13 protein-coding genes are annotated in these 14,472 nt (G+C 73.4%); 5 read left to right on the plus strand and 8 right to left on the minus strand.

Annotation, left to right across the window (positions count from 1 at the left end; all coding sequences use genetic code 11):
* Positions 1-62: 62 nt before the first annotated feature.
* A complete protein-coding gene (locus HLA93_RS19215) occupies positions 63-1,601 on the minus strand; it encodes an AMP-binding protein (RefSeq protein ID WP_222196055.1) in 1,539 nt (512 codons plus the stop codon).
* 66 nt (positions 1,602-1,667) lie between these two features.
* Positions 1,668-2,405, minus strand: coding sequence for an SIR2 family NAD-dependent protein deacylase (locus tag HLA93_RS19220; RefSeq protein ID WP_222196056.1), 738 nt, complete (start codon positions 2,403-2,405; stop codon positions 1,668-1,670).
* 418 nt (positions 2,406-2,823) lie between these two features.
* Here HLA93_RS19220 and HLA93_RS19225 point away from each other — a divergent pair, with 418 nt between their 5' ends.
* The 5 genes from HLA93_RS19225 to HLA93_RS19245 all read left to right on the plus strand — a co-directional run bounded on the left by HLA93_RS19225 (position 2,824) and on the right by HLA93_RS19245 (position 8,251).
* Complete coding sequence (locus tag HLA93_RS19225; protein WP_222196057.1) at positions 2,824-5,682, plus strand: aconitate hydratase; 2,859 nt, start codon at positions 2,824-2,826, stop codon at positions 5,680-5,682.
* Positions 5,682-6,443 (plus strand): SDR family oxidoreductase, encoded by a 762-nt coding sequence (locus HLA93_RS19230; RefSeq protein WP_222196058.1) that lies wholly within the window; start codon positions 5,682-5,684, stop codon positions 6,441-6,443. The genes HLA93_RS19225 and HLA93_RS19230 overlap by 1 nt, the downstream gene beginning before the upstream one ends.
* Before the next feature lie 52 nt (positions 6,444-6,495).
* Complete coding sequence (locus tag HLA93_RS19235) at positions 6,496-7,221, plus strand: sirohydrochlorin chelatase (RefSeq protein ID WP_222196059.1); 726 nt, start codon at positions 6,496-6,498, stop codon at positions 7,219-7,221.
* A gap of 11 nt (positions 7,222-7,232) precedes the next feature.
* Positions 7,233-7,382, plus strand: a complete 150-nt coding sequence (locus HLA93_RS19240) for a hypothetical protein (protein WP_222196060.1) — start codon at positions 7,233-7,235, stop codon at positions 7,380-7,382.
* Between the two features lie 362 nt (positions 7,383-7,744).
* Positions 7,745-8,251, plus strand: a complete 507-nt coding sequence (locus tag HLA93_RS19245; RefSeq protein WP_222196061.1) for an FBP domain-containing protein — start codon at positions 7,745-7,747, stop codon at positions 8,249-8,251.
* 84 nt (positions 8,252-8,335) lie between these two features.
* Here HLA93_RS19245 and HLA93_RS19250 read toward each other — a convergent pair whose 3' ends face one another.
* The 6 genes from HLA93_RS19250 to HLA93_RS19275 form a co-directional block, all read right to left on the minus strand.
* Positions 8,336-9,136: a sulfurtransferase gene (locus HLA93_RS19250; RefSeq protein ID WP_246627140.1), complete on the minus strand. Its 801-nt coding sequence runs from the start codon at positions 9,134-9,136 to the stop codon at positions 8,336-8,338.
* Between the two features lie 2 nt (positions 9,137-9,138).
* Positions 9,139-9,591 carry an SgcJ/EcaC family oxidoreductase gene (locus HLA93_RS19255; protein ID WP_222196063.1) on the minus strand — a complete coding sequence of 151 codons (453 nt, stop codon included), beginning with the start codon at positions 9,589-9,591 and terminating at the stop codon, positions 9,139-9,141.
* Positions 9,592-9,676: 85 nt separating this feature from the next.
* The gene (locus HLA93_RS19260) at positions 9,677-11,572 is read right to left on the minus strand and encodes an ABC transporter ATP-binding protein (protein ID WP_222196064.1); all 1,896 of its coding nucleotides are present in this window, start codon (positions 11,570-11,572) and stop codon (positions 9,677-9,679) included.
* An 85-nt stretch (positions 11,573-11,657) separates the two neighbouring features.
* Entirely contained in the window at positions 11,658-12,428 is a 771-nt protein-coding gene (locus HLA93_RS19265) for an enoyl-CoA hydratase/isomerase family protein (RefSeq protein ID WP_222196065.1), read from the minus strand.
* Positions 12,425-12,655 (minus strand): helix-turn-helix domain-containing protein, encoded by a 231-nt coding sequence (locus HLA93_RS19270; RefSeq protein WP_222196066.1) that lies wholly within the window; start codon positions 12,653-12,655, stop codon positions 12,425-12,427. Before HLA93_RS19270 ends, HLA93_RS19265 begins: the two co-directional genes overlap by 4 nt.
* A 169-nt stretch (positions 12,656-12,824) precedes the next feature.
* Positions 12,825-14,426 (minus strand): ABC-F family ATP-binding cassette domain-containing protein, encoded by a 1,602-nt coding sequence (locus tag HLA93_RS19275; RefSeq protein WP_222196067.1) that lies wholly within the window; start codon positions 14,424-14,426, stop codon positions 12,825-12,827.
* Between the last annotated feature and the right edge of the window lie 46 nt (positions 14,427-14,472).

A 14,472-nucleotide genomic window follows, 5' to 3' on the forward strand; every position in this document is an offset into this window, starting at 1 on the left:
AGGCACGCAGGGTGAACAGCCCGGCCCCGTCCGGGGGCCAGGCCACGGCAGGAGAGGCCCGTCTAGTTCACGCGGCGCTCGGAGCCCTCCCAGAACGACTCGCGCAGCTTGAACTTCTGGATCTTGCCGGTGGCGGTGCGCGGGATGGCCTCGCGGAACTCGACCCGCTTGGGCACCTTGTAGCCGGCCAGCGTCGTCCGGCAGTGCGCGATGACCTCCGCCTCCGTGGCGGAGGCGCCCTCGGCCAGGACGACCAGGGCGGTGACCATCTCGCCCCACCGCTCGTCCGGGACGCCGATCACCGCGACCTCGGCGACGGCGGGGTGGCTGAAGACGGCGTCCTCCACCTCGATCGAGGAGACGTTCTCCCCGCCGGTGATGATCACGTCCTTCTTGCGGTCGGAGATGGTGAGGAAGCCGGCCTCGTCGACCGTGCCGCCGTCCCCGGTGTGGAACCAGCCGCCGTCCAGCGCCTCGGCGGTCGCGTCGGGGTTGTCCCAGTAGCCGGCCAGCACGGTGTTGCCCTGCGCCAGCACCTCACCGGACTCGCTGGTGCTGATCCGGGTGCCCAGCGCCGGCACCCCGGCCCGGGACAGCGCCCTGGCCCGGGCCTGCGGGTCCAGGCCGTCGTACTCGGCGCGCGGCCGGTTGACGGTGAGCAGCGGCGAGGTCTCGGTGAGGCCGTAGATCTGGTTGAACTCCCAGCCCAGCTCCTCCTCCACCCGGGCGATCGTGCGCGAGGGCGGCGGCGCCCCGGCGACGACGATCCGCACCCGGTCCCGGCCGGGCACCGGGCCGTCCCAGTCGGCGGCGGCCTCGAGCACCGCGTTCCACACCGCGGGCGCCCCGGCCATCAGCGTGACGCCGTGCTCCTCGACCCGGCGGAGGATCTCCCCGCCGTCCACCTTGCGCAGCGCGACCTGCGTGGCCCCCACCCCGGCCGCGGTGTAGAGCAGCCCCCAGCCGTTGCAGTGGAACATCGGCAGCGTGTGCAGGTAGACGTCGCGGTCGCTGACCTGCATGTGCATGCCGAAGGTGACCGCGTTCAGCCACACGTTGCGGTGGGTGAGCTGCACGCCCTTGGGCCGCGCCGTCGTCCCGCTGGTGTAGTTGATCGTGGCGGTGGCGTCCTCGTCCGGTTCGGCCCACGGCCGCGGCTCACCGCCGGGACGCAGCAGCCCGGTCTCGTACTCCTCGCCGAGGGTGAAGCGGTGCTCGGCGGTCACCCCGGACAGCGCCTGCTCCAGTTCGGGGTCGACCAGCAGCACGCGCGCACCGGAGTGCTCGACGATGTAGTCGACCTCGCCCGGCTGCAGCCGGAAGTTCACCGGCACCAGCACCCGCCCGGACGACGGGACGGCGTAGAGCAGCTCGAGCAGCCGGGCCGAGTTGTGGCTGACCACCGCCACCCGCTCGCCCTCGCCGATGCCCAGGGCGTCCAGCCCGGCCTGCACCGCCCGGGCCCGGCGGGCGAGCTCTCGGTAGCTCAGCTGCCCCAGGGACGGCGCGGGCTGGGCGGGCTCGTCGACCATGCCGACCCGGTCGCCGTAGACGAGCTCCGCCCGGTCGAGGAAGTCACGGGTGGTCAAGGGCACGCGCATGCCGGCTCCCGGGTCCGCGGGGTGTGGTCGCCGTCACGTTAACCGGCGCGGCCCGCGAGCGGCTCGTCAGCTCCCCGCGGCGAGCAACCGGGGCAGCGCCGCGCTGATCGGCTCCCGCACGACCAGGTCGGCGAGCCCGTCGTAGGGCGTCGGCTCGGCGTTCACGATCACCACCCGGGCGCCGTGCGCGGCGGCCACCTCGACCAGGCCGGCCGCCGGGTACACGCCGAGGGAGGTGCCGACCGCCAGGAACACGTCGCAGTCGGCCGCGGCCTGCGCGGCGGCGTCCAGCACGTCGGGGTCCAGCGCCTGCTCGAAGTAGACCGTCGCCGTCTTCAGCACCCCACCGCAGACCGGGCACGCCGGGTCGGGCTCGCCGGCGTCCACCCGGGCCAGCACGTCCGGGGTCGGGAACCGGGCACCGCAGCCGGTGCACTCGACGGTGTGCACCGTGCCGTGCAGCTCCAGCACCCCGGTCGACCCGGCCGCCTGGTGCAGCCCGTCGACGTTCTGGGTCAGCAGCGCGCGCAGCCGGCCCTGCCGCTGCAGGTCGGCGAGCGCCGCGTGCCCGGGGTTGGGCATCGGCGCGGCGGTGACCACGTCGCGGCGCATGAGCCACGAGCGCCGGCGGATCTCCGGGTCGCGCAGGTACCAGGACAGGGTGACCAGCTTCTCGGCCTCCGGGTCCCGGGTCCAGACGCCCTGTGGCCCCCGGTAGTCGGGGACGCCGCTGTCGGTGGAGATCCCCGCGCCGGTGAGCACGCAGATCCGGTGGGCACCGGTCAGCCAGTCGGGGAGCAGCACTCCCCCAGGCTAGGCAGCAGCCCAGCGCGGCGGGCCCGCGGAACGCCCGGGCCACGACGCCGACCAGCCGCGGCGCCAGCACCCGGACCATGCGGAGCGTGGCGGGGCGTCGGTCGGCAGGGTGTCCGAGGCCGACCGGGGAGGCGTCGTCGCCGTGCCCGTCATGACGGGCGAAGCCGGAGGGACACCGGGCTGACCGGGGACTATCCGAGCGCCGCCCGCCGCGGTCCGCGGCGCCTGGGGCTGCGGTGGCCGGGTGGGCAAGGCGTGCCCTCCGCGCCGAGACCGGTGAGCCTGCTCACTGAGGGTGAGGGAAGGGTGGCCTTGCTCCGCAGGACCCGATCGGAGCTGGGATGATCGGGGGTGGCACATCGAGGCGCAGGACGCGCGCAGGACCAGCGAGGGTGAGGCGCAAGCAGTGGCAGCCAGCAAGGACAGCTTCGGAGCCCGGCAGACGCTCGACGTCGACGGCACCGAGTACGACATCTTCCGGCTCGACGCGGTGGAGGGCGCAGACAAGCTGCCCTTCAGCTTGAAGGTCCTGCTGGAGAACCTCCTCCGCACCGAGGACGGCGCGAACATCACCGCCGACCACATCCGTGCGCTGGCGAACTGGGACCCGTCCGCGGAGCCGGACCAGGAGATCCAGTTCACCCCGGCGCGCGTGGTGATGCAGGACTTCACCGGCGTCCCCTGCATCGTCGACCTCGCCACCATGCGCGAGGCGATGGCAGACCTCGGCGGCGACCCGCAGAAGATCAACCCGCTCGCGCCCGCGGAGCTGGTCATCGACCACTCGGTGATCGCCGACGTCTTCGGCACCCGCGACTCCTTCTCCCGCAACGTGGAGATCGAGTACGAGCGCAACGGCGAGCGCTACCAGTTCCTCCGCTGGGGCCAGGGCGCCTTCGACGACTTCAAGGTCGTCCCCCCGGGCACCGGCATCGTGCACCAGGTCAACATCGAGCACCTGGCCCGCGTGGTCTTCCCGCGCAAGGAGGGTGACCGCACCCTGGCCTACCCCGACACCTGCGTCGGCACCGACTCGCACACCACCATGGTCAACGGCCTGGGCGTGCTGGGCTGGGGCGTCGGCGGCATCGAGGCCGAGGCCGCCATGCTCGGCCAGCCCGTCTCGATGCTCATCCCCCGCGTGGTCGGCTTCAAGCTGACCGGCCAGCTGCCCGACGGCGCGACCGCGACCGACCTGGTGCTGACCATCACCGAGATGCTGCGCCAGCACGGTGTGGTCGGGAAGTTCGTCGAGTTCTACGGCGCCGGCGTCTCCGCCGTCCCGCTGGCCAACCGCGCCACCATCGGCAACATGAGCCCGGAGTTCGGCTCGACCGCGGCGATCTTCCCGATCGACGGCGAGACGATCACCTACCTGGAGCTCACCGGCCGGTCGCCGGAGCAGATCGCGCTGGTCGAGGCCTACGCCAAGGCCCAGGGCCTGTGGCACGACGACACCCGCGAGCCGGTGTTCTCCGAGTACCTCGAGCTCGACCTCGCCACCGTCGTCCCCTCCATCGCCGGCCCGAAGCGCCCGCAGGACCGGGTCGCGATGACCGACGCCAAGGAGGCCTGGCGCGAGGCGCTGCCGGCCTACGTGGCCGACGACGAGGTGGGCGGCGAGGACCGCAAGCCAGGCGTCCCGTCCAACGAGCAGCCCTACGGCGTCGAGTCCGCCGTCGACGAGGCCTCGGCCGAGTCGTTCCCGGCCTCGGACCCGGTCAGCCCGTTCGCGCACGGCAACGGCGAGGCCGGCAAGCCGCACGCCGCCGTCACCGGCGCGAACAGCGGCCGCACCTCCAAGCCCACCCGGGTGGTGATGGAGGACGGCACCGAGACCTTCGTCGACCACGGGCACGTGGTGATCGCCGCGATCACCTCCTGCACCAACACCTCCAACCCCTCGGTCATGATCGGCGCCGCACTGCTGGCCAAGAACGCCGTCGAGCGGGGCCTGACCACCAAGCCGTGGGTGAAGACGACGCTGGCCCCCGGGTCCAAGGTCGTCACCGACTACTACGAGAAGTCCCAGCTCACCCCCTACCTGGAGAAGCTCGGCTTCTACCTGGTCGGCTACGGCTGCACCACCTGCATCGGCAACTCCGGCCCGCTCCCGGAGCCGGTCAGCAAGGCGGTCAACGAGGCCGACCTCGCCGTCGTCTCTGTGCTGTCGGGCAACCGCAACTTCGAGGGCCGGATCAACCCCGACGTCAAGATGAACTACCTGGCGTCCCCGCCGCTGGTGATCGCCTACGCGCTCGCCGGGACGATGGACCTGGACCTGACGACGGAGCCGCTGGGCAAGGGCACCGACGGGCAGGACGTCTACCTGCGCGACATCTGGCCCTCGCCGCACGAGGTGCAGCGGGTCATCGACGAGGCGGTCTCCGCCGAGCAGTTCGGGGACAGCTACCAGGACGTGTTCGCCGGCACCGAGCAGTGGCAGAACCTGCCGACGCCGACCGGTGACACCTTCGCCTGGGACGCCGAGAGCACCTACGTCCGGAAGCCCCCGTACTTCGACGGCATGCCGGCCGAGCCGGCCCCGGTTCAGGACATCACCGGCGCCCGCACCCTGGCGGTGCTGGGTGACTCGGTGACCACCGACCACATCTCGCCGGCCGGCTCGATCAAGGCCGACAGCCCGGCCGGGAAGTACCTGCAGGAGCACGGCATCGAGCGCCGCGACTTCAACTCCTACGGGTCCCGCCGCGGCAACCACGAGGTGATGATCCGCGGCACCTTCGCCAACATCCGGCTGCGCAACCAGCTGGTGCCCGGCACCGAGGGCGGCGTCACCAAGAACCACCTGACCGGCGAGACCACGTCGATCTACGACGCCTCGCAGGCCTACCAGGCGCAGGGCATCCCGCTGGTCGTGCTGGCCGGCAAGGAGTACGGCTCCGGCTCCTCCCGCGACTGGGCGGCCAAGGGGACGGCGCTGCTGGGCGTCAAGGCGGTCATCGCCGAGAGCTACGAGCGCATCCACCGGTCGAACCTGATCGGCATGGGCGTCCTGCCGCTGCAGTTCCCCGAGGGCCAGAACCGGGAGTCCCTCGGCCTGACCGGCGACGAGGAGTTCACCATCACCGGGATCACCGAGCTGAACGACGGCTCGATCCCGCGCACGGTGAAGGTCAAGGCCGGGGACGTCGAGTTCGACGCCCGCGTCCGGATCGACACCCCCGGTGAGGCGAACTACTACCGCAACGGCGGGATCATGCAGTACGTGCTGCGCTCCCTGCGCGGTTCCGTCTCCGCCTGATGGACCTGGGCCTGGGTGGTCGCGGGCTCCTGCTCACCGGCGCGAGCCGGGGGCTGGGGTTCGCGACCGCCCAGGCCCTCGTCGCGGACGGGGCCCGGGTGCTGATCAGCTCCCGGTCCCCGGAGTCCGTCGACGCGGCGGTCGCCTCGCTCGGCGGGGCGCCGTCGGCGTCCGGCCTGGCGGCCGACCTGGCCGATGAGGGCGCTGCCCAGGAGCTGGTCGGCGCGGCCGTCGACCGGCTCGGCCGGGTGGACGGCGCGCTCGTCTCCGTCGGCGGGCCGGCGCCGGGCAGCGTGCTGGAGGTGTCCGAGGACGCCTGGCGGGCCGGGGTGGAGAGCGTGCTGCTCGGGCCGCTGCGGCTGATCCGGGCGCTCGTCCCCCACCTGTCGGCCGACGCCGCCATCGGGCTGGTGCTGTCCACCTCGGTGCGCCAGCCGATCGGCCACCTGGCCATCTCCAACGGGCTGCGGCCCGGGCTGGCGATGACCACCAAGGCGCTGGCCGACGAACTCGGCCCACGCGGCATCCGGGTGTTCGGGCTGCTGCCCGGCACCATCGCCACCGACCGGATCGCCGAGATCGAGGCCGCCTCCGGGGACGCCGCCGCGATGCGGGCGCGCACCGAGGAGTCGATCCCGCTGCGCCGGGTCGGCCGTCCCGCGGAGTTCGGCGCCGTCGCCGCCTTCGCCCTCTCCCCCGCCGCCTCCTACGTCACCGGCACGATGCTGACGGTCGACGGCGGCATCACCCGCGCCCTGTGATGCACCCCCGCCGTTGTGCGCTGGTGGTCGCTCACCGACCGGAGGAGCGACGATGAGCGCACAACCGGTGCTCGTCGCCTGTGCGCACGGCACCCGCAACCCGACCGGACGGCGGCTGATCGCCGAGCTCGCCCTGGCTGCCCGCGCCCAGCGGCCCGGCATCCGCACCACCGCCGCGTTCGTCGACGTCCAGCCGCCCACCGTGGTCGACGTCGTCCAGGGGCTGGCCGACGCCGGCACCCCGGCGGTCGTCGTCCCACTGCTGCTGTCCGGCGGGTACCACGTGCACGTCGACATCGCCGGCGCGGTCGGCGCGCACCCGGGCGCCGTCGCAGCCCGGCCACTCGGCCCGGACCCGCGGCTGGCCGCGGTGCTCACCGACCGGCTGCGCGAGGCCGGCACCGACCCCGGCGACCCGCTGACCGCGATCGTGCTCGCCGCCGCCGGTTCCAGTGATCCCCGCTCGGTGGCCGACGTGCAGAGCACCGCCGACCTGCTGCAGCGCGACTGGGCCGGCCCGGTGACCACCGGCTACGGATCGGCCGCGAAGCCCACCGTGCCCGACGCGGTGGCCGCGGCCCGGCAGGCCGGCGCCGAGCGCGTGGTGGTCGCGGCCTACCTCCTGGCGCCGGGGCACTTCCACGACAAGCTCCAGGGCGCCGGCGCCGATGGGGTCACGGCACCGCTGCTGCCCGACGAGCGGATCGCCGCCGTCCTGCTCGACCGCTACGACGCGGCACTCGCGTCAACGCGCTCAGGAGCAGCTGCGGCCCACTAGGGTCGCTCGCCATGCTGTCGTTCTCCGGCGCCGCCCTCTGGGTGGTGCTCGTCGCCGCCTTCTTCTTCCTGCTGTACTCCGTGGTCAACCGGGCCGTGCTGAACGCCCTGCGCACCCACCACCAGGAGACGGCGCAGCCGGAGACACCTCCTCGGGCCTGACCGCGCCGACGCGACCGGAAAGCGGTTGACCCACGGGCCTACCGTGGGTGCGTCGGCCAGTGGGCCGCCGTCGGGAGCGAGGAGCGAGCGGGTGCGCAGTGGAGCCGCGGGTTGCGGGGTGGCCGTCGTGGCCTGCACGACCCCGAGCCGGACCTGCGTCCGGCGCCGCTGACCTCACGTCCTGACCCCACGTCCTGCCCACCGGCGGGACGTGTGTGCCGGCGTGCGACCGGTGGCGGGTGGACGCACCGCCTCCACCACCCTGCCGCCCGCCGTGCCGGTGACCCGATCGACCGGGCCCCGACGCGCGTCCACGCACGCGCATGGCCGGCGGCTCCCGATCGACTGGAAGCCGAGCACCGATGAACCCCCTGACCGAGAAGCAGATCCGTGCCTCCTTCGTCAACGCCTCCCGCCGCGAGGTGACCCAAGCGGTCCTCCCCGACCTCACCGACCTGCCGTGGGATCGCATGGACCTGCTGGGCTGGCGCGACCGGAAGGCGCCGCTGTCCGCCTACGTCGTCCTGGAGCTGGACGGCACGCCCGCCGGTGTCCTGCTGCGCGCCAGCCCCGCCCCGGCCAGCGGACGGCGGCGGTCGGCGATGTGCAGCTGGTGCCGTGACCTCGCCTCGGTGGGGGCCACCCTGTACGTCGCCCGTCGCGGCGGCGGGTCCGGGCGGGCCGGCAACACCATCGGCACGCTGATCTGTGAGGACTTCTCCTGCTCGCGCAACGTGCGCCGGCCACCGACCAGCGCCGAGTCCGGCGACGGCATCGAGGCGGTCGCCGACCAGGTGGTGGCCCGGCGGATCACCGAGCTGCGTGAACGGTCGGCCCAGTTCATCCGTGACGTGGCCGCGACCGCCTGACCCAGCCGGCCATGTTGGCCAACATGGCCGGGCCCGGAAGCACCCGTGCGGCCATGCTCGCCGACATGGCCGCACGGGCGGGGCTCAGGGGCCGGTGGCGACGGGGCGGGTCGGGTCGGCGGACCACTGGGACCAGGAGCCGGGCCACAGCGCTGCCTCGATGCCGGCCTCGGCGAGGGCGGCGACCTCGTGGGCGGCGGTGACGCCCGAGCCGCAGTACACGCCGACCGCCGTCCCCGGCTGGACGCCGAGCCGGGCGAAACGCTCGGTGAGTACAGCGGCTGTAGCGAAGCGGCCCTCGCCGTCCAGGTTGTCGGCGGTCGGCGCGCTGACCGCGCCCGGCACGTGGCCGGCCCGCGCGTCGACCGGCTCCACCTCGCCACGGAAGCGCTCGCCGGCCCGGGCGTCGAGCAGGACCCCACCGGCGGCCGGCAGCCCGGCCGCCTCGTCCGCGGTCAGCACCGGCATTCCGCCGCCGGGCAGTGTGACGTCGCCGGGCTCGGGCTCGACGTCGCCGGTCTCCAGCGGGCCGGTCCAGGCGGCGAGCCCGCCGTCCAGGATGGTCACGTCCGTGAGGCCACCCCAGCGCAGCAGCCACCAGGCCCGGGCGGCGGCCAGCCCACCGGAGGCGTCGTAGACGACGACGCGCGACCCGGCCGAGATGCCCCACCGCCGTACGGCTGACTGCAGTGCCTGTAACGACGGGAGCGGGTGCCGCCCCTCGGCGGCGGACGGCTCGGCGGACAGCTCAGTGGGCAGGTCGACGAAGACCGCGCCCGGCAGGTGGCCGGCCAGGTACTGCTCGCGGCCGTCGGTGCGACCCAGCTGCCACCGGACGTCGAGCAGGACGGCGTCCGCCGGCAGCCGGTCGGCCGGGGTCAGCATCGTCACCGGGCGGCCTCCAGCTCGGCGGTCAGGGCGGCGAGCGCATCGCTCCGGCCGCCGTAGCGGGCCGGGGTGCTCTGCAGGACGGCGACCTTCCACCGCCCGCCGTCCTCCACGGCGGTGAGCACGTGCACGGTGTGCAGCGCCGGGTCGACGGCGTCCGCACCGGGCGGCACCATCCCGGCCACCGCGTGCAGCACCGCGACGCCGTCGGTGAGCTTGCGCACGGAGCGCACGACACCGACGAACGTGGGCGTCTGGTGCTCGCTGAACATCCGGCGCATGTCGGCGGCGATGCTCAGCCGGCCGCTGCGCAGCGTGCCGTCGAAGTCGATGATCTCGCCGTCGTCGGCGAACACGGAGGACACCGAGACACCGCTGCGCTGGTTCCACCCCGCGAGGAAGCGGGCGTAGAGGGCCCGGATCTGGGTGTCCTGCGGATGGCCTGCGCTCAAGGGACTGCTCCTGCGGCGTGGTGCGAGTGGGTCAGGAGTGACGGTAGTGCGCCCGCCCCGCCGCCCGCCGACCCCGCGCCGTCCCTCAGCCGACCTGGACCGACCGCTCGCCGGGGGCCGGGGCGAACTGGGTGCGGTACAGGTCGGCGTAGTGGCCGCCGGCGGCCAGCAGCTCCTCATGGGTGCCGCGCTCGACGATCCGGCCGTCGTCGACCACCAGGATCTGGTCGGCGCCGCGGATCGTCGACAGCCGGTGCGCGATGACCAGCGACGTCCGGCCGGCCAGTGCGGCGTCCAGCGCGTGCTGCACCGCCACCTCCGACTCGCTGTCCAGGTGCGCCGTCGCCTCGTCCAGGATCACGATGCCCGGCGCCTTGAGCAGCACCCGGGCGATCGCCAGCCGCTGCTTCTCCCCGCCCGACATCCGATACCCGCGGTCACCGACCACGGTGTCCAGCCCGTCGGGCAGCGAGTGCACCAGGGCGGCGATCCGCGCCCCGGTGAGCGCCGCCCACAGCTCCTCCTCGGTGGCGTCGGGCTTGGCGTACCGCAGGTTGGCCCCGATGGTGTCGTGGAACAGGTGGGAGTCCTGGCTGACCACACCGATCGCGTCCCGCAGCGACGCACTGGTCGCCTGCCGGACGTCGACCCCGCCGACCCGCACCGCGCCGCCGGTGACGTCGTAGAGCCGGGACACCAGCGCGGCGATGGTCGACTTCCCCGCCCCCGAGGTGCCCACCAGCGCGACCAGCTGCCCGGGCTCGGCACGGAAGGAGACCTCGTGCAGCACCTCGGCCGGCGCGCCGTGCTCGGGGACGGCGACGTCCTCCAGCGAGGCCAGGGACACGTCGGCGGCGGCCGGGTAGCTGAAGGAGACCGCGTCGAACTCGATCGACCGGTCGTCGGCCGGGACCGGGACGGCGTCGGGGGCCTCGGCGATCATCGGCTGGAGGTCGAGCACCTCGAACACCCGGTCGAAGCTGACCAGTGCGCTCATCACGTCGACCCGCACGTTGGCCAGCGCGGTCAGCGGCCCGTAGAGCCGGGTGAGCAGCAGCGCCAGGGCGACGACGTCACCGGCGGACAGCGACCCCGTGAAGGCCAGCCACCCGCCGAGGCCGTAGACCAGCGCGGTGGCCAGCGCGGCGACGAGGGTGAGCGCGGTGAAGAAGGCCCGGCCGTACATCGCCGACAGCACGCCGATGTCGCGCACCCGGGCGGCCCGTCCGCGGAAGGACTCCGCCTCGGCCTCGGGGCGGCCGAACAGCTTCACCAGCAGCGCGCCGGCGACGTTGAACCGCTCGGTCATCGTGGCGTTCATCGACGCGTTGAGCCCGTAGGACTCCCGGGTGATCGTCTGCAGCCGCTTGCCGACCCGCTGGGCCGGTACGACGAACAGCGGCACCATCGCCATCGAGAGCAGGGTGATCTGCCAGGAGAGGGTGAGCATCACCCCGGCGGTGAGCACCAGCGCGATCACGTTGGAGACGACGCCGGACAAGGTCGAGGTGAACGCCCGCTGGGCACCGATCACGTCGTTGTTGAGCCGGCTGACCAGCGCGCCGGTCTGGGTGCGGGTGAAGAAGGCGACCGGCATCTGCTGCACGTGGCCGAACACCCGGGCGCGCAGGTCGTAGATGACCCCCTCGCCGATCTTCGCCGAGTACCAGCGCTGGGCCAGCGAGCTGGCAGCGTCGAGCACGGCCAGCCCGGCGATGAAGAGCGCGATCCGCACGATGTCGCCGGCGGTGCCCTCCAGCCCGGCGATGCGGTTGACGATGTCGCCGGCCAGCAGCGGGGTGACCACGCCGATCACCGAGGAGAAGACCACCAGCGACAGGAAGCCGGTCAGCTCGCGGCGGTAGGGCCGGGCGATGCCGAGGATCCGGCGGACCGTGCCCTTGGGGATCTCCCGGGCGGTGACCGAGGAGTCGCGACTGAACGACCGCATCGCGGCCATGGAGGTCATCGAGCCGTCCACCGGCTCACCGCCTTCCCGCAGTCCGCCGCGTGAGATGTAACGGCGTAATCGTGCCGGACAACCCAGGGGCGGCGGCGCTTGTTCCTCAGCGGCCGGCGAGTGCGCCCAGCCGGCGCACCTGGGCCGCCCGCTCGGCGGCGTCCTGCACGTCGGGGCGGTTCCGCACGGCTGAGCGGAGCAGAGCCAGGGTCTCCCGGCTGGCGTCGGCGTCCGGTCCGAGCAGCGCCGCGGTCAGCTCGGCGACCGTCGCGTCCAGCTGGTCGGCCGGGACGGCGACGTTGGCCAGCCCGGTCGACACCGCCTCGGCCGCGCCCACCGCCCGGCCGGTCAGGCAGATCTCCACCGCGCGGCTGTAGCCGACCAGCTCGACCAGGGTGCTGGTGCCGGTCAGGTCGGGCACCAGACCCAGTGTCGTCTCGGGCAGCCGCAGCTGGGCGTCCTCGGTGAACACCCGCAGGTCGCAGGCGAGGGCCAGCTGCGCGCCGGCGCCGATCGCGTGCCCCTGGACGGCGGCGATCGAGACGATCCCCGGTGAGCGGAGCCAGCGGAACCCGGCCTGGTAGCCGCGGATGCGCTCCTGAGCGAGCTCGGCGGGCATCGCGCCCAGCTCCCCCAGCCCGCCGGCGACCCCGGGCTCGGCGCTGAACAGCGTGCGGTCCAGGCCGGCGGAGAAGGCCCGGCCCGCACCGCGGACGACGACCACCCGCACCTGCTCGTCCAGCGACTCACCGACCGCGCGCAGCGCCGCCCAGGTCTCCGGGGTCTGTGCGTTGAGCTGGTCGGCCCGGTCGAGGGTGACGGTGAGGACGGCGCCGTCCCGCGCCGTCCTCACCCATCCGTCGTGCTGGCCGGTCACGCAGACTTCTTGGCGTTCCGGTTCGCTCCGCCCCGCCCGCGCAGCGTGGCCCCCGACTCCGACAGCAGACGGTGGACGAACCCGTAGGAGCGGTTGGTCGAGGTGGCCAGCGAGCGGATGCTCTCGCCGTTGTCGTACCGCTCCCGCAGTTCGTCGGCCAGCGACGACCTGTCGTCGCCGGTGATCCGCTTGCCCTTGCTCAGGTCCGCAGTGCTCGAGTCGGCCATGACTCCCCTCCGTGTCAGGGGTCCTGCCGACTGAAGCCGACGTTGCCCGCTGATCCCCCGGCGCCGCGGTCCCGGTGACCACGGCGTCCCACTCGCCATGATCACCCAGGGACCGGGGGTCGGCCACCGCAGATCGGACGTGCGCAGCCGATCGGCGGCGCGCGTGCGACTAGGCCAGCGACACCAGGTCGGCGAAGTCGGCGCTCCAGGTGTCCTCGGTGCCGTCGGGCAGGATGATCACCTTGTCCGGGTCGAGCGCGGTGACCGCACCCTCGTCGTGGGTGACCAGCACGATCGCGCCCTGGTAGGTGCGCAGCGCCTCGAGCACCTGCTCCCGGCTGGCCGGGTCGAGGTTGTTGGTCGGCTCGTCGAGCAGCAGCACGTTCGCGCCGGAGATGACCAGCGTGGCCATCGCCAGCCGGGTGCGCTCACCACCGGAGAGCGTGCCGGTGCGCTGGTCGACCGTCTCCCCGGAGAAGAGGAACGCCCCGAGGATCCGGCGAAGCTCGGTGTCGGTGGAGTCCGGGGCCGCCGAGCGCATGTTCTCCAGCAGCGTCCGGTCCATGTCCAGCGTCTCGTGCTCCTGGGCGTAGTAGCCCACCCGCAGCCCGTGCCCGGCCTTCACCTCACCGGTGTCCGGGGTCTCGGTGCCGGCGAGCATCCGCAGCAGCGTGGTCTTGCCCGCGCCGTTGAACCCGAGGACGACGACCCGGGTGCCCTTGTCGATGGCCAGGTCGACGCCGGTGAAGATCTCCAGCGAGCCGTAGCTCTTGGACAGGCCCTCCGCGGTGAGCGGGGTGCGGCCGCACGGTGCCGGGGTCGGGAAGCGCAGCTTGGCGACCTTGTCCTGCACCCGCACCTCGGCCAGGCCAGCGGCCAGCCGCTGGGCGCGCTTGTCCATGCTCTGCGCGGCCTTGGCCTTGGTGGCCTTCGCGCGCATCTTGTCCGCCTGGGCGGTCAGCGCGTCGATCTTCTTCTCGGCGTTGGCCCGCTCGGAGCGGCGGCGGCGCTCGTCGGTCTCCCGGGCGTCCAGGTACCGCTTCCAGCCGAGGTTGTAGACGTCGACGGTGGCCCGGTTGGCGTCCAGGTGCCACACCTTGTTGACCACGGCCTCCAGCAGCTCGACGTCGTGGCTGATCACGATCAGCCCGGCGCGGTGGCTGGCGAGGAACCCCTTGAGCCAGACGATCGAGTCGGCATCCAGGTGGTTGGTCGGCTCGTCGAGCAGCAGGGTGTCGGCGTCGGAGAAGAGGATCCGGGCCAGCTCGACGCGGCGGCGCTGGCCACCGGAGAGCGTGCGCAGCGGCTGCTGCAGCACCCGGTCGGGCAGACCGAGGTTGGTGCAGATCCGAGCCGCGTCGCTCTCCGCGGCGTACCCGCCGAGCGCGGCGAACTGGTCCTCCAGCCGCCCGTACAGCCGGACGGCGCGGTCCTGCTCGGCGTCGTCGGCCGGCTCGGCCATGGCGATCTGTGCCTTGGTCAGCTGTGCCTTGAGGACGTCGAGCCCGCGGCCGGAGAGCACGCGGTCGCTGGCGGTGATGTCGAGGTCGCCGCTGCGCGGGTCCTGCGGGAGGTAGCCCAGCTCACCGCTGACCTCGACCTTGCCGGCGTGCGGCACGCGCTCGCCGGCGAGGGTGGTGAGGGTGGTGGTCTTGCCGGCACCGTTGCGCCCGACCAGCCCGATGCGGTCACCGGGCTGGACCCGCAGATCGGCGTCGCTGATGAGGATCCGGGCGCCGGCGCGCAGTTCGAGGCCGGTCGTCGTGATCACTGGTCCCAGGATAGGCGCTCGACGGCGATCCTCCGACCCCTTTCCC

The organism is Modestobacter italicus (assembly GCF_019799965.1).
Classification (GTDB): domain Bacteria; phylum Actinomycetota; class Actinomycetes; order Mycobacteriales; family Geodermatophilaceae; genus Modestobacter; species Modestobacter italicus_A.